19 protein-coding genes are annotated in these 22626 nt (G+C 38.2%); 8 read left to right on the forward strand and 11 right to left on the reverse strand.

What is annotated here, in order from left to right; translation table 11 throughout:
- Together GQR52_RS00725 and GQR52_RS00730 are read right to left on the reverse strand one after the other, a co-directional pair.
- A complete protein-coding gene (locus GQR52_RS00725) occupies positions 1-1416 on the reverse strand; it encodes an ATP-binding protein (protein WP_024590618.1) in 1416 nt (471 codons plus the stop codon).
- Positions 1394-2083: a response regulator gene (locus GQR52_RS00730; RefSeq protein ID WP_007586150.1), complete on the reverse strand. Its 690-nt coding sequence runs from the start codon at positions 2081-2083 to the stop codon at positions 1394-1396. Before GQR52_RS00730 ends, GQR52_RS00725 begins: the two co-directional genes overlap by 23 nt.
- A gap of 165 nt (positions 2084-2248) precedes the next feature.
- Between GQR52_RS00730 and GQR52_RS00735 the strand changes: the two genes are divergently transcribed.
- Positions 2249-2737, forward strand: coding sequence for a Spy/CpxP family protein refolding chaperone (locus tag GQR52_RS00735; protein ID WP_165727139.1), 489 nt, complete (start codon positions 2249-2251; stop codon positions 2735-2737).
- A gap of 233 nt (positions 2738-2970) precedes the next feature.
- On the opposite strand, the gene yacG is transcribed toward GQR52_RS00735, so the two are convergent.
- The 8 genes from yacG to nadC all read right to left on the reverse strand — a co-directional run bounded on the left by yacG (position 2971) and on the right by nadC (position 11667).
- Positions 2971-3201 (reverse strand): DNA gyrase inhibitor YacG, encoded by a 231-nt coding sequence (yacG, locus tag GQR52_RS00740; protein WP_007586146.1) that lies wholly within the window; start codon positions 3199-3201, stop codon positions 2971-2973.
- A gap of 114 nt (positions 3202-3315) precedes the next feature.
- Positions 3316-4992, reverse strand: a complete 1677-nt coding sequence (gene pilB / locus GQR52_RS00745; protein ID WP_101217071.1) for a type IV-A pilus assembly ATPase PilB — start codon at positions 4990-4992, stop codon at positions 3316-3318.
- A gap of 126 nt (positions 4993-5118) precedes the next feature.
- Positions 5119-5760 (reverse strand): dephospho-CoA kinase, encoded by a 642-nt coding sequence (gene coaE, locus GQR52_RS00750; protein WP_165727140.1) that lies wholly within the window; start codon positions 5758-5760, stop codon positions 5119-5121.
- Between the two features lies 1 nt (position 5761).
- Positions 5762-6655: an A24 family peptidase gene (locus GQR52_RS00755; protein WP_165727141.1), complete on the reverse strand. Its 894-nt coding sequence runs from the start codon at positions 6653-6655 to the stop codon at positions 5762-5764.
- 39 nt (positions 6656-6694) lie between these two features.
- The gene (locus GQR52_RS00760) at positions 6695-7924 is read right to left on the reverse strand and encodes a type II secretion system F family protein (RefSeq protein WP_165727142.1); all 1230 of its coding nucleotides are present in this window, start codon (positions 7922-7924) and stop codon (positions 6695-6697) included.
- On the reverse strand, positions 7924-9849 hold the full coding sequence (locus tag GQR52_RS00765) for a sulfatase-like hydrolase/transferase (RefSeq protein WP_165727143.1): 1926 nt from the start codon (positions 9847-9849) through the stop codon (positions 7924-7926). The genes GQR52_RS00760 and GQR52_RS00765 overlap by 1 nt, the downstream gene beginning before the upstream one ends.
- A 45-nt stretch (positions 9850-9894) precedes the next feature.
- Positions 9895-10332: a pilin gene (locus tag GQR52_RS20615; RefSeq protein ID WP_277344629.1), complete on the reverse strand. Its 438-nt coding sequence runs from the start codon at positions 10330-10332 to the stop codon at positions 9895-9897.
- A gap of 483 nt (positions 10333-10815) precedes the next feature.
- Positions 10816-11667, reverse strand: coding sequence for a carboxylating nicotinate-nucleotide diphosphorylase (gene nadC / locus GQR52_RS00775; RefSeq protein ID WP_165727144.1), 852 nt, complete (start codon positions 11665-11667; stop codon positions 10816-10818).
- Positions 11668-12088: 421 nt separating this feature from the next.
- On the opposite strand from nadC, the gene ampD reads away from it, so the two are divergent.
- The 7 genes from ampD to GQR52_RS00810 all read left to right on the forward strand — a co-directional run bounded on the left by ampD (position 12089) and on the right by GQR52_RS00810 (position 21887).
- Positions 12089-12643, forward strand: a complete 555-nt coding sequence (gene ampD, locus GQR52_RS00780; RefSeq protein WP_165727145.1) for a 1,6-anhydro-N-acetylmuramyl-L-alanine amidase AmpD — start codon at positions 12089-12091, stop codon at positions 12641-12643.
- 13 nt (positions 12644-12656) lie between these two features.
- On the forward strand, positions 12657-13508 hold the full coding sequence (gene ampE / locus GQR52_RS00785) for a beta-lactamase regulator AmpE (protein WP_165727146.1): 852 nt from the start codon (positions 12657-12659) through the stop codon (positions 13506-13508).
- Positions 13509-13860: 352 nt separating this feature from the next.
- Positions 13861-14610, forward strand: coding sequence for a pyruvate dehydrogenase complex transcriptional repressor PdhR (pdhR, locus tag GQR52_RS00790; protein ID WP_007586129.1), 750 nt, complete (start codon positions 13861-13863; stop codon positions 14608-14610).
- A 90-nt stretch (positions 14611-14700) separates the two neighbouring features.
- On the forward strand, positions 14701-17367 hold the full coding sequence (gene aceE, locus GQR52_RS00795) for a pyruvate dehydrogenase (acetyl-transferring), homodimeric type (protein WP_010553346.1): 2667 nt from the start codon (positions 14701-14703) through the stop codon (positions 17365-17367).
- A gap of 10 nt (positions 17368-17377) precedes the next feature.
- Entirely contained in the window at positions 17378-19282 is a 1905-nt protein-coding gene (gene aceF / locus GQR52_RS00800) for a pyruvate dehydrogenase complex dihydrolipoyllysine-residue acetyltransferase (protein ID WP_165727147.1), read from the forward strand.
- A gap of 175 nt (positions 19283-19457) precedes the next feature.
- On the forward strand, positions 19458-20882 hold the full coding sequence (gene lpdA / locus GQR52_RS00805) for a dihydrolipoyl dehydrogenase (RefSeq protein WP_007586124.1): 1425 nt from the start codon (positions 19458-19460) through the stop codon (positions 20880-20882).
- Between the two features lie 324 nt (positions 20883-21206).
- A complete protein-coding gene (locus tag GQR52_RS00810; protein ID WP_165727148.1) occupies positions 21207-21887 on the forward strand; it encodes a tRNA-uridine aminocarboxypropyltransferase in 681 nt (226 codons plus the stop codon).
- A 10-nt stretch (positions 21888-21897) separates the two neighbouring features.
- Here the strand turns inward: GQR52_RS00810 and GQR52_RS00815 are convergent, their stop codons facing one another.
- Positions 21898-22413 (reverse strand): hypothetical protein, encoded by a 516-nt coding sequence (locus tag GQR52_RS00815; protein WP_165727149.1) that lies wholly within the window; start codon positions 22411-22413, stop codon positions 21898-21900.
- Between the last annotated feature and the right edge of the window lie 213 nt (positions 22414-22626).

Below are 22626 nucleotides of genomic sequence, written 5' to 3' on the forward strand. Positions count from 1 at the left end.
TTACTCTTTTATTAATGGCAAGGTTATATTAGCACACAAGCCACCTAGTTCTTTATTTGATAATACTAAACTGCCGCCATGCGCAGTAATAGCATTTTTAGCAATCGCCAGACCTAAACCCGTGCCACCACTTACGCGATCCCGCGCATCTGACTGTCTAAAAAAGGGCTCGCAAAGCTTGCTCAGTTGATCATCTGGCACACCAGAGCCATCGTCACATATTTCTATATAAATGGCATCAGCATGCTTTAGAGTAATACTAATCGTATTATTTGCGTATTTAATGGCGTTGCGTAATAGGTTTTCAAGCGCACTGGCAATAAGGCCTTCGTCGCAATTAATGTTTACGTCTACAGCGCCCACTATATTTAGCTGCTTATTATTTTGTTTTGCTTCAAACTGCGCATCGTTAATAACGTGATCTACAATTATTTGTAATGATTGTTTTTGCAGTGAAAGCGCTTGGCTTTTTGCTTCTAAGCGAGAAACTTGCAGCACGTCGGCAATCATTTTATCGAGTTGATTAGCTTCTTTTTCTATGCGTAATAAATACGATTGGCTAGCGTCGTTAGCTTGCATTTGTGCAAGTCCGGTAGCCATTTTTAAACGTGTAAGAGGCGATCGTAATTCATGTGATATGTCGGCTAATAAGCGTTTTTGTGAACTAATTAAAAGCTCTAACTGATTAGCCATGCTGTTAAAATCTCGCCCTAGTATTCCTAGCTCATCTTTTCGGTTTACAGAAATGTCGGCTCTTGCGCTTAGGTTACCCGCTGATAGTTTAATTGCCGCTTTTTTAAGGCTATTTATAGGGGCTATTAAGTTACGGCTAAATACAAAGCTTAAAATAAGAGAGGCAACAATTGCGATGACTATTTTCATCCAATTAGGCATAAGCTTAAAGCGCATTATTAGCGGTGGTTGATGATTAATATCTATTTCATAAAGATAAAAACTCCCTTCAGGCACGTTTATATTAACAGGGCCGAAGGCTTGATATTTCTCAGTGAAAATAATTTGCGGTGACATATTTTGAGTGAAGTTTAATAAACTTAAGTCGATGCTCTCTGGCACCTCTTTACTACTAAGAGAGTCCTCGCTTTGAGCTGCGCTTAAGTATAAAAGTTTACGCTTTGATAGGCGAGGGTGTACTAATACTTCGCTTAGGCTGCGCTTATGTTTAATAGCAGTGCGCTCAATACTTTTGGCGGTATATATTAGGTTTTTTTTCATTGGGCCATAAAGTGGCTCGTTAGATACCGCATTAATAGCGGTTATATTACTTAAAAATATAAGCGCTGCTACGGTGCCGATTATAGTTAACCAAAACCAAATAAATACTTTAAAAAACAGGTAGTGCCCAGGATGTTTTAACCAAGCAAAGTAAGTGCTTTTATTCGCCTTGGATAAAGACATAACCCGTACCTCGCATTGTTTTAATTCGCTCACCTGGAATATGCTCAGCTATTTTTTTACGGATATTACTTACATGCATATCGATAGAGCGATCAAAAGAAGCTAAGCGCCTGCCTAGCACTTCTTCGCTAATTTGCTCTTTACTAACAACTTCGCCTGCATTTTTACACAATAGCGTGAGTATTTCGTACTCTGTACCGGTAAGGGTTAGTGTAGAGCCGTCGATTGAGGCCTCTCGCGCTGCAAGGTTAACAGTAATACCATTAACGAGTAACTTACTCGTTGTAGCTGCATTTAAGCTATTAATGTGCTCTATACGGCGTGTTATCGCTTTTACGCGGGCTAGTAATTCACGATGATTAAAAGGCTTTGGAATATAATCATCAGCGCCTAGCTCTAGGCCAAAAATACGGTCAAAGTCTTCACCTTTTGCAGTAAGCATTATGACCGGTGTGAGTTTTGTTTGCCTAAGTTGTTTAAGTACTTCAAAACCATCAAGCGTTGGTAACATTACATCTAGCAATATAAGGGCGTAGTCATTTGCTTGTGCTAGTTTAAGGCCCTGCTCACCGTCGTGTACGCTTTGTATTTCAAACCCTTGGGCAGTTAAATACTCACTTAATAGCTCGCAAAGACCAGTATCGTCATCAATCATTAATAGTTTCATTTACAAACCCTTAGAGTTGTTTATGGCGTTATTTTACCCGCTAAATAGTGCAAAGGTGAATCTTTACACAACCTTTACACTGCTTTGCGTTACTTTGCATTGAGTTAGGTATAGTTAACTCACTGGCTTAGCAGCCACAACCAACCCAATATTAAGGTAATGATTATGACTAAATTAAACACACTTTCAAAATTAGTACTTATCTGTGGCTTAGCAACAGCAACGCTTGGTGCTGGTAGCGTATTAGCTAAAGGCGACGGACATAAACAAGGCCATTCTCAAGCTCGTTTTTTACTTTCTGATCGCGGCGTTGAAAAATTAAGCTTAACAGATGAGCAGCAAACTAAGCTAAAGGCTATTTTTGAAGCGCAAAAAACACAAATGAAAGCGTTGCGTGGCGACGATAAAGAAGCCCGTAAAGCGATGCGTGAAGCGCACAAAGCTAAAATGGATGCGTTACTTTCGGCTGCAACATTTGACGAAAATGCAGCAAAAGAGCTATTAAATGAACGCCGCGAAAAAGGTGAGCAATTTGGTTTAATTAAACTAAAAACGCAACACCAAGTAATGCAGGTACTTAACGCTGAGCAAAAAGAGAAATTTGCTAAAATGCAAAAGCGTATGAATAAAAAGCACCGTAAACAAAAAAGTTAATTATACTTTTTGTAAATACTAAAAAACCAGCTTAATGCTGGTTTTTGCTTTTATACCAATTCGCTTAATTAAGTGATCTATTTTGAGGGAAGAAAATCGTGTCGATAACAAGGCAAAAATTTCGTTATTTAGTTGTTCTATATCAGAAATTTTTAACGCAGTTAACGTCAGATTTAACCCCTCAAATTGATTAAGTATTATTGCGGATTGGTATTAGGAATGATGAAGATAAATTACTTAAAAAAGTCATCTTCATTTTTAGCCAGCATAGCTTCAATATCTTCAATCATGTCTTGGCTAAACTCTTCGGCGGACGTGATTGGTGCAGAAATTCTGTTATTTTCAAACGACCATTCACCTAAATCAATTAGCTGACAGCGTTTTGAGCAAAAAGGACGAAATGGGCTTTGCTCTGACCATTCAACTTTAGTTTTACAGGTTGGGCAGTTTACAATAGTAGGCATAATTTACTCTTTACAATCTTTTTCTGCATTTTACATTACTTAGATATGAGTCTCTAGGTATAAGTAAGGCTCTGAATTTAGTGTTCAGAACCTTGTCACTTTTACTATGGACCTTTAAAAATTAGTCACGCGGTTAATTTCACCAAGGGATGTAAGGCCATCGGCTGCTTTGCGTAAACCCGATAAACGTAAATTATTAAATCCGGCTTTAAGTGAAACGTCAGCTATTTCAAGCGAGTTACCACCGCGCATAATAATTTGGGCAATTTCAGGGGTAATTTGCATTACTTCGTAAATACCCACTCGGCCTTTATAACCATCGGTACAACTATCACACCCTTTAGGCGTATATAACGTCATTTCTTCAATTTGCTTGGCGCTAAATCCTTGACGAGCCAGTTCTTCACTCGGAAGTTGTTCTGGCGTTTTACATTTAGGGCATAAACGACGTGCTAAACGCTGGGCTATAATTAAGCTGATCGAACTTGCTACGTTATAAGCCGGTACACCCATATTTAATAAACGGGTGATTGTTTCTGGTGCTGAGTTTGTATGCAATGTTGATAAAACCAAGTGACCTGTTTGCGCCGCTTTTATTGATATTTCTGCGGTTTCTAGGTCACGTATTTCACCTACCATAACTACATCAGGATCTTGACGTAAAAATGCACGCAGTGCATTGGCAAAAGTCATATCGGCTTTAATGTTAATTTGTACTTGGTTTACACCTTCAAGGTTAATCTCAACCGGATCTTCCGCAGTACTAATATTGCGCTCTGGCTGGTTTAATATATTTAAACCTGTGTATAGCGATACTGTTTTACCAGAACCGGTTGGCCCTGTTACAAGTATCATCCCTTGAGGCTGGGCAAGTGCATCCATGTATAGCTTTTTCTGCTCAGGCTCATAGCCTAATACATCAATGCCTAGCATAGCGCTTGATGAATCAAGGATACGCATTACTATTTTTTCGCCCCACAAGGTAGGCATAGTACTTACACGAAAGTCGATACTTTTGCGTTCAGTAATTTTTAGTTTTATACGACCATCTTGTGGTTTGCGTTTTTCGGCAATATCGAGTCGTGACATAACCTTAATACGCGCAGACAGCTTGGTTGCTAATGTATTGGGTGGGCTTGCAACTTCATGCAAAATGCCATCAATACGAAAGCGAATACGGTACTTGTGCTCGTAAGGTTCAAAGTGTAAATCAGAGGCGCCTTTCTTAATGGCATCCATTAAAATTTTGTTGATGTAAACGATGATAGGTGCATCATCTTTATCGTCATCTTGTGGTGCTGTATCTCTTTGGCTTTCTGAGTCTAAATCAGCAAATTCCTGAAACTCGTCATCAGTTAAATTTAGGCTGCCAGTGGCATCTAGTAATTGCTCAATTTTGGTATCGAGTTGAATATAATCAACAACAACAATTTCGCATGAAAGACCGGTACTAAACTCAAAGTTTTCGAATGCGCCGTAATCTGTTGGGTCTGATGCTGCTATATAAACTTTTCGATCTTTTTGAACAAGCGGCAAAATATGATGTTTACGTATAAGTTTTTCTTTTACGAGATCGGCCGGGATTTTTGTAGGATCAAAGTCTTTTAAATCAAAATAAGGTACGCGAAACAAATCAATACATTGTTCAGCTAAATCTTTACTATCGATTTTTCCACATTTAGAAATAAGCTCAGCTGTTGAGGCAAATTCATTTTGTTTGTTTTTAACCGTGTCGGCATCAATGCGGCCAAGGGTTATAAATTTTCTCAATAACGGTGAGTTAATATTCATTGCGCACCTGTTTTATTCCTTCAATAGTAAGCAATTTATCAGAAAAAAGAAGGTGATTACATCACCTTTCATTCTTTGTTGTGATTTTACTAACTAAAATACGAGTTTGTGTGAGTTAGGACAGTGTTAATGTGAGTTAGTTTTGTTGTGTAATGCATATTGTAGGTACTTTTTATGAAGATCAACAAGTTCTATATGCACTAGGTTTAAACTACGGTCGTTATTTAAAATATCATTCGCTTTTTGCTGTTTATTGGCTCGTGACATTTGTGAGGCAATAATACTTTTAACTTGTTCAATACTTGTGTTGTCACGTTTTGCTGTACGCGCCATTTGAACTGAGGTTGGTACATCAATAAGTAAGGTATGGTCGCAATACTTATCAAGGTTGTTTTCAAACAATAAAGGCGCGACTAAAACAACATAAGGGCTAGTTGCATTATTTAAATCGGTTAGTATTTTTATCCGTATAAGAGGGTGCAGTAACGCATTAAGCCATTCTTTGTCAGTGTTGTTAGTAAATATTTTTGCACGTAGCTCTGCTCTATTTAATGTGCCATCAGGCAATAAAATATCTTTGCCAAAGTGGGCTGTAATCGCTTTTAGCCCTTTGCTATTTGGGAGTACTACTTCACGCGCAATTATATCGGCATCAACAATTGTAATACCAAGCTCTTCAAACATATTACTAACGGCTGTTTTTCCACAGCCAATACCGCCCGTTAAACCTAATACCCAGCTGTTTACTTTAGTAATTTTCTCACTCATTTTAATAACCAATTAAATTAAAATAAGCGCCTTGAATTTGGTTACCCCAAAGCATTGCAATCCAGCCCGCTATCGCTAAATAAGGCCCAAAAGGGATAGGGGTCGCTTTGTCTTTACCTTGAATGCTCAACAGTGCAATACCTATAATGGCACCTACTACGCTCGAAAGTAGAATAATAGTGAGTAATGACTGCCAGCCAAGTAATGCCCCAAATACAGCGAGTAGTTTAAAATCGCCATAACCCATACCTTCTTTACCGGTTAATAACTTAAATAGCCAAAACACACTCCATAAGCTTAAATAACCGCAAGCAGCACCAATAATGGCATCAGTAGGCGTAATTGTGTAACCCATTACAGAGGCAATAAGTGCAAGCCATAACAGCGGAAGTGTAAGTTGGTCTGGCAGCAGCATGTGGTCAATATCAATAAAGGTCAGTGCTACTAAAATCCACGTTACAAAAATATATAATAAAGCTTGCTCGGTCGCACCAAAGCTATAGGCAACAATTAAACTTAATAGGGCAGTAATTAGCTCTACAGCAGGATAACGGACCGAAATAGGGTTACTGCAACTTGCGCATTTACCTTTGAGTGCTAACCAACTAATAATAGGAATATTCTGCCAAGGCTTTATGGCTGTTTTACATTTAGGGCAGGTAGAGTTGGGTTTTACTAAGTTAAAAGGCTCGTTGATATTGACTTGTTTAGGTTTATTCCCTGTAAGTTCATCTTCTAACAGTAGTCTGCATTCGCTTTGCCACTCACGTTGCATCATTAGCGGTAAGCGATAAATAACCACATTTAAAAAACTACCAATACATAAACTAATTAAGCCAATAGTGGTTAAATAAAACCACAGTTGGCTTTGCATTACTTCTATAATACTTTGCATATAACGACCAAATAATTAAATAGCGTATTTAAATAAAAATTAAACAACAGAGCCCAATTCGAAAATAGGTAAGTACATAGCAATAATTAGACCACCTACTAGTACGCCTAAAACAGCCATTATTAAAGGCTCTAGTAAGCTAGATAAGGCATCTACAGCATCATCCACTTCTTGCTCGTAAATGTTGGCTACCTTTTCAAGCATGCCATCTAAGGAGCCTGACTCCTCACCAATCGCGACCATTTGTATTACCATATCAGGGAATATTTTTGAGTTACGCATTGCCCAGTTCATTTGATTACCAGAGCTAACCTCTGCTTTAATATCTAAAATAGCGTAACGATAAACAGCATTACCTGAAGCGCCTGCGGCAGAATCAAGTGCATCAACCAATGGAACACCTGCAGCAAAAGTGGTCGAAAGAGTACGTGCATAGCGAGCAACGGCTGCCTTATTTAAAATCATGCCAATAACAGGAAGTTTAAGTACTGTTCTGTCAGTTGCGTCCCTAAGCTTTAGACTCCTGAGCTTTGCTTCTTTAAAAGCCCAACCCATAGCTACAACAGAAATTAATGCAACCCACCAATATTCCTGCATAAATTCAGATATGCCAATTACAAATAAGGTAAATGCAGGGAGTTCTGCGCCAAAACCATTAAATATATCTTGGAATTGCGGAACAACAAAAATAAGTAATATGGAGGTAACGATTACAGCAACGACTAATACTGCAATTGGATAAAACATCGCCTTTTTAATTTTTGACTTTAATGCTTCAGATTTTTCTTTATAAATAGCGACACGATCAAATATTTTATCAAGCGCACCTGATTGCTCGCCCGATGCTACTAGGTCACAGTATAAATCATCGAAGTAACGAGGGTGCTTTCTAAGTGATGAAGACAAGGTCTGTCCAGCTTTAACTTCATCACCAATAGTCATCATCAACTTGGCAACACTTTTGTTAGTAGATCCTGAGCCGATCATCTCGATTGATTGTATTAGCGGAACGCCCGCCATCAGCATAGTTGCAATTTGGCGAGTTACAAGCGCAATATCTTTTGGGGTTATCTTTTGAACACTTTGAATGCCAAATAATGGTTTTGCTTTACGCTTTACTTTTGAAGGCGTAATACCTTGCTTTCGAAGCTGTGCTTTAACCAATGCAATGCTATTCCCAGTGATCTCCCCTTCAAGACGTTTCCCTCTAGCACTAACTCCGATCCATTGGAAAGTATCTAAACTTTTTTTATTTGCTTGCTTAGCCATTATAGTGCCTTTATGGATTGATTATACACATAGCTTAAATTACTACATGGTTTTATCTGCGCAACTATCACTTCATCAAGATAGAGGCTACACAGTTTATCTAATAGTTCTTCCTTTAACCTTACGTTTGGAAAATCAATGTCTTTATATAAAATATTATTTTCTAAGTCAGTTATGTAAATCTGATTAGCATGTTCGGGATAAATAGATAACTGCCATTTATCAAAAATAATACCTCTTTGTTTCGAGTTTACTGCTTTTTGATATAGGCTCTTCTTAATAATGACCTTTCCTAAAGCATCTATTTCGAATAAGTTAGCATTTTGCTCAATAGTTCCATTTACATCAACTGTTCCTTTGCTATTGAACATTGGTTGTAAAGAGCTTTCTAAGGGTATGACTCTTTGATTTTTAACTTTAAAGATGCTTTTTCCATCAAACTCTTTTTCTACATCTAACTTTAAGATATCAATAATTGTTGGCGTGATATCAGACAATGCATAATTGAGATTAGTATCAACTGTGCCCAAGTCATAAAGATTATTGTTTTTTAAATACTTAAAGCTGAATAAGGTTTTATACTGAGAGCCCGAAACTATTGATGTCCCATGTCCGGTTAAATTTATTATTTCTGAATATTCATCGTGGCTAGGGGTATCTATATCCCTAGAAAAACTTTCACCATGGTCTGAAACTATAAAAATTAAAGCGTTTTCTAGCAACCCTTTATTTTTTAAATTAGATATATATTTAGAAACTTGGCCATCAACCATTCTTATAGATTCTAGATATTTTTGATAGCTACCTTTTAAATGATTAGCTTTATTATTTGTTTTGTAAGGCCAGTGGGGTAAAGTGAAGTGGCTAGCTGCAAATATTGGTTTTTTAGAAGATTGTAAGCCCAAGTCTATTTTTTTGTTAAACCTTTTTGGGTCGTAAGTAACCCATACAGCTCTATTATTCTGTAAGTGAGGCATAAAGTAGTTAAAAAAATTCAGTCTTGATGTTAGAGCAAGTAAAGGCAGATCTACAAATTTAGATAAGATGAACTCTGCAGCAGTGGCTGGCGGACCTATTATTTTATCGAAAAAAAATCTTTCATCAATATTATTAAAACGTCTTTCATCTTGAATGTAATAATTAATATAACCAGCATTTTTTAAATAATAAGGTAATGTTTTAGTTAAATCTATTTGATTGAAATTAGTTAGGTTTAAACGGGCCTTATTAGTTAAAGGGTAGTCGCCAGTTAAAATACTTACCCATGAAGGGAATGTTCTTGCAACATGTGTATAAGTGTTCGGTAGATATTTTGATTCATCTAAGAAGCCTTGTAAGAAAGGTGTTTGTTTTTCATTTATTTCATCTTGATTTAAAGAATCGATACCGATAATGAATATGTTTGGCTTATCAGTGAGTTGAACACTCGTTACGTTAAAAGAATTAAATTTAGGGATAAGTAAGATTAAAAATATAAATAAAGTCATCTTTATATTTTTAGAAATAAAGAAAGATGATAATAGTAATATAGAAAAAAATAATATCACGATTGTTAATAGTATTTTATTTGCCAAGTTAGTATGGCTGAAGAATAGGTCAGGATATAAGTAACTGGATAAACTTAGTATAGCTGTTGGTAAAAATAGCCACGTTAAAATTAAACAAAATAAAATAGATAACCTATCTTTCGATATTTTTCTTAAATTACCCGATACAACATTCGCGATTAAACTTATAAAAATTATAGAAATTAAGACCCCAACAGTGAATGTAAATACCTCATATAAAAAAGGGCCATTTGATAGTGCATTAGAAAGTTTTTTTTCTACAGATTTAATTCCTAGGTTTTGTGAACCTAAATGAATATACCAATTAAATAACGTAAAAAAGAAAAATAGGAAGGAAATTAGTAGGTTAATAAGCATAGGATGTATTTCAAGCGTAGCTTAAAGCTACGCTTGATAATTATATTAACGGCAATTAGCTGGTTTGAATTTACCGTCTACAGAACCAGTATTACATGTCCAAGTTATTGAACCACCGCCAGAAGCAATAGATGGCGCGAAAATTATAGTTGCATCATCAGTAACTTTGTCATTGTAAGTAACTGTGATATTACCATTAGCATTTCCGATAGCTACGCTTTTAACTGCGTTGCCAGTGATTGCAGTAGCATCTGGTAGGCCAGCAGTTGTATTGTTTGTAGGCCAAGCAGCTTGTGATACATAGTATTCAGTAACTGCAGCTTTTGCTGATGCGGCTAGAGTTATACCTTCACTTACGTGAGCTCGCTTTGTGTAATCTTGATACGCAGGTAGTGCTACTGCAGCAAGAATACCGATGATTGCTACTACAATCATTAATTCAATTAGGGTGAAACCCTGTTGTTTTTGAGTCATTGTTTTCATGTTTCCTCTCCTAAAGGATAGATTTTTGTAAGTTAAATCACTTAAGCGGCAAAATGCCTCACTTAATTTAACCGATTTACTTTACAGTTTTACTTAAAATTAATTTTATTACACTTTAGCTTTAGAGTATGAAACACAAAAGCCGTATGTGAATTCATTATGTTTAGTACTAGCTATAAAAGTTTACTAAGAGCACTACATGTTGTAGCAACAAATAGTATAGGCATAAAGTAAGTAGTTTAGTTGCTTTAGTTTTTAATTATGTCTTTAAAAACTAAAGGTACTAGTTATTTATGACTACCTTTTAAAATAAAATAGTACAACAGAATTAGTCTACCATTTTATTTTAGTATTTAGCACGTATCTTCTTATAAAAAAGCGATTTTATTTAACAAAATGTTACAAAGTAAGCCTTTCGGGTTATTTAATGCTTTTTTACTTAACTTGTCAATCGATTAGCGGTATTAATTGGCAGTTGTTGCTTTAAAATTGTTCAAAACGCATCGATAAATCGATTGATTGTAAGTTTTTTGTTAACGCCCCGCTGGATATAAAATCGACGCCGGCTTGTGAATAAGTTTTGAGTGTTTCGAGGGTTATATTGCCTGAAACCTCTAGTTTTGCGCGTTTGTTGGTTAAAATTACAGCTTGCTTAATTTGCTCTACGCTAAAGTTGTCTAGCATAATTATGTCGGCGCCAGCTTCAATTGCTTGCTTAAGTTCAGGGAGTGATTCGACTTCGACTTCGACTGGTTTGTTTGGGTGGTTTTGTTTAGCTTGAGCTACGGCTTTGTTTATTGTGCCACAAGCCGCTATATGATTTTCTTTAATTAAAAAAGCGTCAAATAACCCAATGCGATGATTTGCACCCCCACCACATTTTACTGCGTATTTTTGAAGAGCGCGCAGACCGGGTATTGTTTTGCGTGTGTCGAGTAGTTGCGTAGTTGTACCGCTTAGCTCTTTTACATAATGCGCTGTAGTAGTTGCAGTGCCTGATAAAGTTTGTACAAAGTTAAGTGCAGTACGTTCAGCGGTTAATATTGAACGAGCCGAGCCAATAGCGGTAAATAATGTACTGTTTGCTTTAACTGCGTCGCCATCATTTATAAGTACATTAACCTTAACGCTTGGGTCTACTTGTTTGAATACTTCAAGGATGATGTCTTTTCCGCAAAAAATGCAATCTTCGCGAGTGATTACTTTGGCGTTGGCTTGCTCGCTCTGAGGGATAAGCTGCGCGGTAATATCTCCGTCTTGAGCTGTTTGATAATTTAAATCTTCGTCGAGTGCAAGAGTGACAAGTTGGCTAACTAAAGAGTGCGGGATAGACATAATAAAAGCTCATAAGCGTTAATAAATTAAGCAAATTTTACTATGTTTATAAAAGAAAGAGAAGCGATTGCCTTTTCATCAATATAAAGATAAGCGCTTGAAGTAAATTCGTACCTACGTGCGGGTTTGAATTATCTGTAGGTGAGGTTTTATACCTCGCTTTTAATTTCAACAGTTACGTTACATGAGCGGATGTAAATTCGCACCTAGGTATGGGTTTGAATTATCTGTAGGTGAGGTTTTATATCTCGCTTTTAATTTCAAAAGTTATGTTACATGAGCGGATGTAAATTAGCACCTAGGTATGGGTTTGAATTATTTGTAGGTGAGGTTTTATACCTCGCTTGTTACTATCATTTTTTTAATAAATCCATTAGCATCAGTGCTATGTATATCTTGATATTTATATAATAAACGTATCATGAAAATAGATTTAGACGGTGTTTTAAGTACGGTAGCGCAGCGGCCTTGTTCGCATTTTGATGAGCGCCCTGATGAGGCTGATATTTCTTTATTGGTGATTCACAATATATCATTGCCAGCAGGGCAGTTTGGTACACCTTTCGTTGATGAGTTATTTATGGGTAGCATTGATTGCAATGCTCATCCGAGTTTTAGTGACTTAAAGAATTTACGTGTATCGGCCCATTGCTTTATAAAGCGCACCGGTGAGGTTATACAATACGTGCCTTTTGAAAAGCGCGCTTGGCATGCAGGGCAATCTGAGTTTGTGGGGGTACGTGCTTGTAATAACTTTAGCATTGGCATTGAGCTTGAAGGTACCGACACCGCTCCATATTCTTTAGCACAGTACAAAACATTAACTATTATTAGTAAATCTATAATGCAGCGCTATCCAAAAATTACCCCTTCGCGTATTGTTGGGCATTGCGATATTGCCCCTGGGCGTAAAACAGATCCTGGCAGTAGCTTTAATTGGCCATTGTTTTTTAATATGCTTGAACAACTAAGTTAAGAGAGTTATTCCCATGATTTTAGTTTCTATAATAATTGCATTAATACTAGAGCGCTTAGGCGCTCGTTCTAATTACTGGCAGATAAGTTATTACGCTAATGGTTATTTAAATCGCTCTAATAAATTACTTGGTGATAAGGGCTTATTGAGCTCAGCACCGGGCTTTTTAATTTGGCTTTTACTTCCAGTGATTGCGATGGCACTAATTTATTGTTTATCTGATTTTGTTTTGTGGCAGTTGGGCATTAATATCGCGGTGCTTTTGGTTTGCTTTGGTTGTGCTAAGCAGCGTGCTTTATATAAGTCGTATTTAAATGCGTTAACGCGAGATGACGGTACTGCTGCATCTTTATATGCGTTGCAAATAGGTCAAAAGCGTACTGATGATCAAAATGGTGGCGAAACCTTTGGGCAAACATTGGCGTGGGTAAACTTTAGATTTTACTGTGCGGTTATTTTTTGGTTCGTTGTTTTAGGCGCGCCAGGTGCGGTTTTATATGCACTGGTACGTACTTTAGCTGATTTAGTACGAGAAGATCATAAAGTAATATTTGCTAAGCGTTTTAAACTTATACATAAATTATTGTTTTGGCTCGACTGGTTACCTGCACGTATTACCAGCTTTGGTTATTTAGTAATAGGTAACTTTAATAAAGGCACAAGCTGTTGGCTACGTTACGTACTTAACTTTAAATCTCCAAACCGAGAAGTAGTAACATGTACTGCGCTGGCTGCAGAGCAAGTTGAAAAGCGTTATTATGGCTGTACCTACGAAGCCACTTGTATGATTAAGCTTGTTAAGCGCAATGTATTATTTTACTTAGTACTTATAGCACTACTTACATTATTTGGTGGACTGTCTTAAGTTAATACCTTTTTAATAAAGTACCTTATGCAATGTAAGGTGCTTTAATCTCTTCCTGCAATTTTTAAACACAATAAAATAGAGCTAATATTCTAATTCCTTCTGGTCAGACCAATTGTTTTCATCCTATTAACGTTATAACAATTTTTGTAAATTGCGCATTGTTTAATCTTCGTTCAAAATGCGTTACGCTACTTTAATTGCTCAAGTTACCTGTAAATTGACAGCTAATAAGGTTTTTGATACCGTATTGAAAATTTTTGGTATGACCAATTTACCTTTTGGGTAAATCATACTACTCAAAGCCCCGCTTTATGGGCTCTTGGTATTTATACAACGCGGACGTTGATTCATGTCTTTAAAGATCAAAGCAGCAAAGTTATCTGATGTTATTTTACAGCAACTCGAGAACATGATTCTTGAAGGCTCGTTAGCACCAGGTGAAAAGTTGCCACCAGAGCGTGAACTAGCAAAGCAATTTGAAGTGTCTCGCCCGTCACTGCGTGAGGCAATTCAAAAATTAGAAGCGAAAGGTTTAGTTACGCGTCGCCAGGGTGGCGGCACGTTTGTAAAAAATCAGCTCGAAGAAGGGCTTACTGATCCACTTTTTGATTTGATTAGTAAACACCCTGAGTCGCAGTTTGATTTACTTGAATTTCGTCATGCATTAGAAGGGATTGCTGCTTACTACGCGGCACTGCGCGGGACCAGCAACGATTTTAGCAAAGTGAAAGAAAGCTTTGATAAAATTGCCCTAGTTAATGATGATTTACAGCAAAAAGCAAAAGCAATTAATGCATTTCACTTTAGCGTGGCAGAAGCTTCGCATAATGTGGTGTTACTGCATTTAGTAAGAGGCATGAAAGCGCTGCTTGAGCAAAATGTATTGCAAAATTTAACTGTTTTATTAAAAAAGTCAGATATTAGCAGTCAATTAGCCCAACACAGGCGTTTATTAATGGATGCCGTTATTGACGGTAATCCAGAACAAGCCCGTTTAGCAAGTAATGCGCACTTAGCATTTATCGAAGAAGCACTACTTGAAGCAGGCAAAGAACATTCGCGAATTGAACGTAGTTTAAGACGCACTAAACAAAATTAAGTTAGTACATAACTACTTTGAACACATAAATTAAGTAGCTGTGATATTAAATTAACAATATTCGTATTTTAAACATAAGGAAACCTCCATATGTCTGAAGTCAATAAAATTGACGTAGACGCGCTAGAAACACAAGAGTGGTTACAAGCTCTTGAATCAGTTGTGCGCGAAGAAGGTGTTGAACGAGCTCAGTTTTTACTTGAGCAAGTATTAGAGCAAGCCCGTTTAGACGGCGTTGATATGCCAACGGGTATTACCACGAACTACGTTAATACTATTCCTGTAGATCAAGAACCTGCTTACCCGGGTGATGTAAATCTTGAGCGTCGTATTCGTTCAATTATACGTTGGAACGCGATTATGATCGTTCTACGTGCATCTAAAAAAGATCTCGACTTAGGCGGCCATATGGCGTCTTACCAATCATCTGCTGCATTTTATGAAGTGTGTTTTAACCACTTTTTTAAAGCACCAAATGATGTAGACGGTGGTGACTTAGTTTATTACCAAGGTCATATTTCTCCAGGTATTTACGCACGTGCATTTGTTGAAGGTCGTTTATCGGCTGCACAACTAGATAACTTCCGCCAAGAAGTTGATGGCGAAGGCTTACCATCGTACCCTCACCCTAAGTTAATGCCTGAATTTTGGCAGTTCCCTACGGTATCAATGGGCTTAGGTCCTATTTCGTCTATTTACCAAGCACGCTTCTTAAAATACTTAGATGGTCGTGGCTTAAAAGATACTAAAAACCAACGTGTATACGCGTTTTTAGGTGACGGTGAAATGGATGAGCCAGAATCACGCGGTGCAATCTCTTTTGCTGCACGTGAAAAATTAGATAACCTTTGTTACTTAGTTAACTGTAACTTACAGCGTTTAGACGGCCCAGTTATGGGTAACGGTAAAATTATTCAAGAGCTAGAAGGCTTGTTTAAAGGCGCTGGCTGGAACGTAATTAAACTAGTGTGGGGCAGCGGTTGGGATATTCTTCTAGCTAAAGACACAACGGGTAAATTACTACAGTTAATGAACGAAACTGTTGATGGCGATTACCAAACATATAAAGCTAAAGATGGCGCGTACGTACGCGAAAACTTCTTTGGTCGTTACCCAGAAACAGCTGCACTTGTTGCTGACATGACAGATGACGAAATTTTCGCGCTTAAGCGTGGTGGTCATGAGTCATCAAAATTATTTGCTGCATTTAAAAAAGCAGAAGACACTAAAGGCCGTCCAACTGTAATTCTTGCTAAAACTGTAAAAGGTTACGGCATGGGTGAAGCAGCGGAAGGTAAAAACATTGCGCATCAAGTGAAAAAAATGGACATGTCGCATGTTGCGCATTTACGTTCACGCCTTGGTCTTGATGATTTAGTATCTGAAGAGCAACTTGCAGAACTACCTTATTTAGAGCTTGAAGAAGGTTCACCTGAGTATAAATACCTACATGCTCGTCGTGATGAACTTAAAGGTTATACACCTAAGCGTATTCCACGTTTTAGTGAAAAACTTACGTTGCCAGAAGTAGACGCATTTAAGCCGCTACTTGAAGAACAAAAACGTGATATTTCTACGACTATGGGTTTTGTTCGTGCACTTAATATCTTATTAAAAGATAAAGGCATTGGTAAAAACATCGTACCAATTATTGCCGATGAAGCGCGTACATTTGGTATGGAAGGTTTATTCCGTCAAATTGGTATTTACAATCCGCATGGCCAAAACTATACGCCACAGGATCGTGATATTGTTTCTTACTACAAAGAAACTGTATCAGGGCAAGTGCTTCAAGAAGGTATTAATGAGTTAGGTGCAATGTCGTCATGGGTTGCTGCTGCAACTTCATACAGCACTAACGATTTACCAATGATCCCATTCTACATTTACTACTCTATGTTTGGTTTCCAACGCGTTGGCGACATGGCATGGATGGCGGGCGATCAACAAGCACGTGGTTTCTTATTAGGTGCTACTGCGGGTCGTACAACGTTAAATGGTGAAGGCTTGCAACACGAAGATGGTCACAGTCATATTCTTGCTAATACGGTTCCTAACTGTATTTCATATGACCCAACTTACGCGTTTGAAGTTGCTGTTATTGTACAAGACGGTATTCGTCGTATGTACGGTGATGACCAAGAAAATATTTACTACTACCTAACGCTTATGAACGAAAACTACCATCAGCCAGCTATGCCAGAAGGCGCTGAAGAAGGTATCCGTAAAGGTATTTACAAGCTTGAAAGTTACGAAGGTAAAAAAGCCAACGTACAGCTATTAAGCTCAGGTACTATTATGACTGAAGTGCGTAAAGCCGCTACGATTCTAAGCGAAGAGTATGGCATTGCGTCTGACGTGTTCTCTGTAACGTCTTTCAACGAATTAACGCGTGAAGGTCAAGATGTTGAACGTTTCAATATGCTTAACCCTGAAGGCGAGCAAAAAACAGCATTCATCACAAGCGTATTAAACGACTCTGTGACTGTTGCAGCAACGGATTACATGAAAAACTACGCAGAACAAGCGCGTTCATTCATTCCAAGCAGCAACTACAAAGTGTTAGGTACAGATGGTTACGGTCGTTCTGATAGCCGTGAAAACCTACGTCGTCACTTTGAAGTTAACGCGGGCTACGTTGTTGTTGCTACGTTATCTGAACTTGCTAAACGCGGTGAAGTTGAGAAGTCAGTAGTTGTTGAAGCACTTAAAAAGTTCAACATCGACACTAACAAACTTAACCCACTGTACGCATAAGAGGTTTGCAATGAGTATTGAAATTAAAGTACCAGATATTGGTGACGATGAAGTAGAAGTAACCGAAATATTAGTAAGCGTTGGCGACAAAGTAGATGTGGACCAATCATTATTAAATGTTGAAGGCGACAAAGCATCAATGGAAATACCGGCTTCGCAAGCGGGTACAGTCAAAGAAATTAAAGTAAACGTTGGCGACACCGTTACAACAGGCTCTTTAGTATTTTTGTTTGAAGGCGAGAGTGAAAGCACTGGTGAAGAAAAAGCATCAGCCGCTGCTCCAGCTAAATCTGAAGAGGCAGCACCTGCTGCTTCTACAGGTTCTTCAACTAAAGAAGTAACCGTACCAGATATTGGCGATGATGAAGTTGAAGTAACTGAAATCATGGTTGCTGTTGGCGACACCGTTGAAGAAGAGCAATCTATCTTAAACGTGGAAGGCGACAAGGCAGCAATGGAAGTTCCCGCTCCATTTGCCGGTATAGTTAAAGAAATTAAAGTCGCCGCTGGCGATACAGTTAAAACAGGCTCATTAGTGTTTGTTTTTGAAGTAGCAGGAAGTGAATCTGCAGCACCGGCTAAAGAGTCGGCTCCTGTAGAAGCGCCAGCAGCTAGCTCAACAGCAAACGCAGCACCAAGTACTAAAGAAGTAAATGTACCTGATATTGGTGGCGATGAAGTTGAAGTAACTGAAATTATGGTTGCAGTTGGCGATACGGTTGAAGAAGATCAATCAATCTTAAACGTTGAAGGCGACAAAGCTGCAATGGAAGTACCCGCTCCATTTGCCGGTACAGTTAAAGAAATTAAAGTAGCCGCTGGCGATAAAGTATCGACTGGCTCATTAATTTTTGTATTTGAAGTTGCAGGCAGCGCGCCAGTAGCAGCACCTGCACCAGCTGAAAAATCAGCACCTGCAGCTGCGGCTAAAACTGAGTCGGCACCAGCAAAAGCAAGTAATGAAAGCTTCACAGAAAACAGCGCGTATGCTCATGCATCACCTGTTGTTCGCCGTTTAGCGCGTGAGTTTGGTATTAACCTAGCTAACGTAAAAGGCACTGGTCGCAAAGCCCGTATAGTTAAAGAAGACGTGCAAAACTATGTTAAAAACTTAGTTAAGCAAGTTGAGTCGGGTCAATTGTCAGCAGGTAGTAATGCTGGTGGCAGCGAGCTTGGTCTTATTCCATGGCCTAAAGTAGATTTTGCTAAGTTTGGCGAAATTGAAGAGCAAAAGCTGTCTCGTATTCAAAAGCTATCAGGCAAAAACTTACACCGTAACTGGGTGCAAATCCCACATGTTACACAGTTTGACGAAGCTGATATCACAAGCCTTGAAGTATTCCGTAAAGAGCAAAATGTGCTTAGCGAGAAGAAAAAGCTGGGTGTTAAAATTACGCCACTTGTGTTTGTAATGAAAGCAGCTGCAAAAGCACTTGCTGAATTTCCAAAATTCAACTCATCGCTTTCTGCAGACGGCGAAAGCTTAATCCTTAAAAAGTACATTAACATTGGTGTTGCAGTTGATACGCCAAACGGTTTAGTTGTACCAGTGTTTAAAGATGTTGATAAAAAAGGCATTATTGAACTATCACGCGAATTAATGGAAGTATCTGTTAAAGCACGTGACGGTAAGCTTACATCGTCTGATATGCAAGGTGGTTGTTTTACTATTTCTAGCCTTGGCGGTATTGGCGGTACGGCATTTACGCCGATTGTTAATGCACCAGAAGTGGCTATTTTAGGTGTGTCTAAATCTGAAATGAAACCTAAATGGAATGGCAAAGAGTTTGAACCAAAACTAATGGTTCCGCTGTCTATGTCATACGACCATAGGGTTATTGACGGAGCCTTAGCTGCACGCTTTACTGTGACTCTTGCAAGTTACATGAGCGATATTCGCCAATTGGTGATGTAATCGCTGGACAATGAATAGAATCAAATCCCAGCCAGTTGTTTTTAGCTGGGATTTTTACCATTTGCAATGATACAATCTTTGCACAAATTTGTGATCTGCTCTCACTTTCTGCCTTGCAGAAACATGGCAGTTAAACTTTAGGGCAGTGTCCCGTTCAAACAATTAAGGTAATAGCATGAGCAACGAATTAAAAACTCAAGTTGTTGTACTAGGCGGTGGTCCTGGTGGTTACTCTGCGGCATTCCGCGCTGCTGACTTGGGCTTAGAAGTTACATTGGTAGAATCTCGTGAAACATTAGGCGGCGTATGTCTTAATGTTGGTTGTATTCCTTCAAAAGCACTTTTACACGTAGCTAAAGTGATTGATGATGCAGCTGAAATGTCATCTCATGGTGTTACTTTTGGCGCACCAAAGATCGATCTTGACCAAGTTCGTACTTGGAAAGATTCTGTAGTTGGCCAGTTAACTGGTGGACTAGAGGGCATGGCTAAAATGCGTAAAGTGAAAGTTGTATCTGGTTACGGCAAATTCACTGGCAGCAATACTTTAGTAGTTGAAGGCGAGAAAGACTCTACAACTATCACGTTTGATAACGCGATTATTGCAGCAGGTTCTAAACCAGTTAACTTACCTTTCATCCCACAAGATGACCGTGTAATTGATTCAACTGGCGCGCTAGAGCTTAAAGATGTACCAGAAAAACTACTTGTACTTGGTGGTGGTATTATCGGTCTTGAAATGGGTACGGTTTACCGTGCACTAGGTTCTGCAATTGATGTTGTAGAATTTGCTGACCAATTAGTTCCAGCAGCTGATAAAGACATTATCAAAATTTACCAAAAATACGTAAGCAAAAAATTCAACGTAATGCTTTCAACTAAAGTTGTTGGCGTTGAAGCTAAAAAAGACGGCTTATACGTAACGTTTGAAGGTAAAAACGCACCAGCAGAACCTGTACGTTACGACAAAGTGCTTGTTGCAGTTGGCCGTACTCCAAACGGTAACTTACTTGATGCTGAAAAAGCGGGCGTAAACGTTGATGAGCGTGGCTTTATTAATGTTGATAAGCAATTACGTACTAACGTAAGCCATATTTTTGCAATTGGTGACTTAGTTGGCCAGCCTATGCTTGCGCATAAAGCGGTTCATGAAGGTCATGTTGCTGCAGAAGTTATTTCTGGTCAGAAGCATTTCTTCGACCCTAAATGTATTCCTTCGATTGCGTATACTGACCCAGAAATCGCTTGGGTAGGTGTTACTGAGAAAGAAGCAAAAGAGCAAGGCCTAAAAATTGAAACTGCGGTATTCCCGTGGGCAGCATCTGGCCGTGCTATTGCATCATCTCGTACTGAAGGTTCTACTAAACTTATTTTTGATAAAGAAAGTGGCCGTATAATCGGTGGTGCTATGATCGGTATTAACGCGGGCGAAATGCTTGGCGAAATCGGTTTAGGTATTGAAATGGGTGCTGATGGTGAAGACTTAGCGCTTACTATTCATGCTCACCCTACATTGAATGAATCTATTGGCCTTGCAGCTGAAATTTTTGAAGGTTCGATCACTGACTTACCAAACAAAAAAGCAGTTAAAAAGAAGTAATTTAACTTTTTAGCATTTGTTTGAAAAACCCAACTCCGGTTGGGTTTTTTTTATGTCTGGTTTTTAATTTAAGAGATGTTGAATTAATTCAATGATACCAATCTGCTTATATATGGGGTCTATTTAACGTTAAGAAAATTACGCTAGAACTAGGCAAAAGTTTTTGTATCTAGTTGTTCTAAATAAAAAATTTTAACCAAGTTATAGTGCAATTTAATTCGTTAAATTGATCAAAGATTTATGCAGGTTGGTATGGCTATAAATATAAGATTAAATAGCGATAAGTCGTTACAATACGCGCTTAATTAATTGAAGGTAAATACAGTGAAAAACTCAGTTTTAGCATTACGCGCTCAACAAATAAGTGAATCCCGTCGAGAGTTTAATGCTCGAGGCGGTAAATTAGATCGCTGTGAGCAATGCTTAATAGCTAAGCACTACTGTATTTGTAAAGGTGTTAAGCATGCAGATTGTAAAGCAGCTGTGTGCTTATTAATGTATCACAATGAAAGTTTTAAACCTTCTAATACTGGGCGCTTAATTGCTGAAATAGTGCCAGATAACCACGCATTTAGATGGGATAGAACAGACCCTAACCCCGCTCTTTTAGCTTTGATAAGCGATTCACAATATCAGCCAATGGTAGTATTCCCTGCTGAAGATGTAGAAGAGGGCAGGGCCATTACCGAAATAAGTATTGAAGAGGGTAAAAAACCGCTATTTATATTTTTAGATGGTACCTGGCGTGAAGCTAAAAAAATGATTCGCAAAAGCCCATACTTAGATAACTTGCCTGTACTTTCTGTTACTGCTGATAAACTATCTGATTACCGATTACGTGTTGCCCCTCATGCGCATCAACTAGGCACTGCTGAAGTGGCTATTATGGTGCTAGCGCTTGCGGGAGAAATGGATGCATCTTCTAAATTAGAACAGCATTTTATTAAGTTTCGTGATGCGTATTTGCTTGGTAAGCGCAATAAAGGCCGACCGCTAGAAGAGTAGTTTTACGCAGTTAAGCGAAAGCTTGCTGCTCTTTTAAGTGAGCAAGTGCTTTATTTTGAATTGCTCTGAAGCCTTCTTCAGATGTTAATTGTAAAACCGTATTATATAATTGGCTTACGCTATTGTGAGCCTGAATAAACGAGGTGCAGTCCTCACCAATCATATCCTTAGCCTCTTCGACTCGCTTTAAAAAGTAACAGCTAATATCGGTTTTTCCTTTAAAGTGAGTAGTCGCAATAGCGTTAGATATTCTATTAAGCTGATAACTAAATTCATCAGGTCGAGAACCCTCACCCCATTTACTAATAGAAATATCGCTTTCTAACTGGATAATTACGTTAAGTATGTTTTTAAACTCACTCATTGGCATATTTAAAAAGTTATAACCTTTGGGGCTAAATAAAGCTTTATACGGATTTTCGTTGGGAGTTTGGGCACTAAAAACGCCAATTGGTTTTGCTGTACTTGCGTCTGATACTTTACATAAAAAGGTATTGCTTTGCGGCGTTTTAAAATTCATATCCATTGAGTATTTATGATCCTTGCGTTACTTAGTTATCGGCGCAATTAATGAAAAACTTAGCGAAATTTAAAATATTAATAAAGTATTTGAAGGTATTAATATTGATTAGCTGGGATGCAGTATTACCCTGCAAAAGTTAGTGGTAGTTGCTTAGAGCTTTACTAAACCCAAATTTTAGGCAAAGAAAAGCGCGCTCTATCTCTAGGCGCGCTTGCG

The organism is Pseudoalteromonas sp. 31A1 (genome assembly GCF_011378815.1).
In the GTDB taxonomy this organism is placed as follows: domain Bacteria; phylum Pseudomonadota; class Gammaproteobacteria; order Enterobacterales; family Alteromonadaceae; genus Pseudoalteromonas; species Pseudoalteromonas arctica.

Coding starts and splice junctions, on each gene's coding strand:
- GQR52_RS00725 (WP_024590618.1), bottom strand. CDS start 1,416: ATGTCTTTATCCAAGGCGAATAAAAGCACTTACTTTGCTTGGTTAAAA.
- GQR52_RS00730 (WP_007586150.1), bottom strand. CDS start 2,083: ATGAAACTATTAATGATTGATGACGATACTGGTCTTTGCGAGCTATTA.
- GQR52_RS00735 (WP_165727139.1), top strand. CDS start 2,249: ATGACTAAATTAAACACACTTTCAAAATTAGTACTTATCTGTGGCTTA.
- yacG (WP_007586146.1), bottom strand. CDS start 3,201: ATGCCTACTATTGTAAACTGCCCAACCTGTAAAACTAAAGTTGAATGG.
- pilB (WP_101217071.1), bottom strand. CDS start 4,992: ATGAATATTAACTCACCGTTATTGAGAAAATTTATAACCCTTGGCCGC.
- coaE (WP_165727140.1), bottom strand. CDS start 5,760: ATGAGTGAGAAAATTACTAAAGTAAACAGCTGGGTATTAGGTTTAACG.
- GQR52_RS00755 (WP_165727141.1), bottom strand. CDS start 6,655: ATGCAAAGTATTATAGAAGTAATGCAAAGCCAACTGTGGTTTTATTTA.
- GQR52_RS00760 (WP_165727142.1), bottom strand. CDS start 7,924: ATGGCTAAGCAAGCAAATAAAAAAAGTTTAGATACTTTCCAATGGATC.
- GQR52_RS00765 (WP_165727143.1), bottom strand. CDS start 9,849: ATGCTTATTAACCTACTAATTTCCTTCCTATTTTTCTTTTTTACGTTA.
- GQR52_RS20615 (WP_277344629.1), bottom strand. CDS start 10,332: ATGAAAACAATGACTCAAAAACAACAGGGTTTCACCCTAATTGAATTA.
- nadC (WP_165727144.1), bottom strand. CDS start 11,667: ATGTCTATCCCGCACTCTTTAGTTAGCCAACTTGTCACTCTTGCACTC.
- ampD (WP_165727145.1), top strand. CDS start 12,089: ATGAAAATAGATTTAGACGGTGTTTTAAGTACGGTAGCGCAGCGGCCT.
- ampE (WP_165727146.1), top strand. CDS start 12,657: ATGATTTTAGTTTCTATAATAATTGCATTAATACTAGAGCGCTTAGGC.
- pdhR (WP_007586129.1), top strand. CDS start 13,861: ATGTCTTTAAAGATCAAAGCAGCAAAGTTATCTGATGTTATTTTACAG.
- aceE (WP_010553346.1), top strand. CDS start 14,701: ATGTCTGAAGTCAATAAAATTGACGTAGACGCGCTAGAAACACAAGAG.
- aceF (WP_165727147.1), top strand. CDS start 17,378: ATGAGTATTGAAATTAAAGTACCAGATATTGGTGACGATGAAGTAGAA.
- lpdA (WP_007586124.1), top strand. CDS start 19,458: ATGAGCAACGAATTAAAAACTCAAGTTGTTGTACTAGGCGGTGGTCCT.
- GQR52_RS00815 (WP_165727149.1), bottom strand. CDS start 22,413: ATGGATATGAATTTTAAAACGCCGCAAAGCAATACCTTTTTATGTAAA.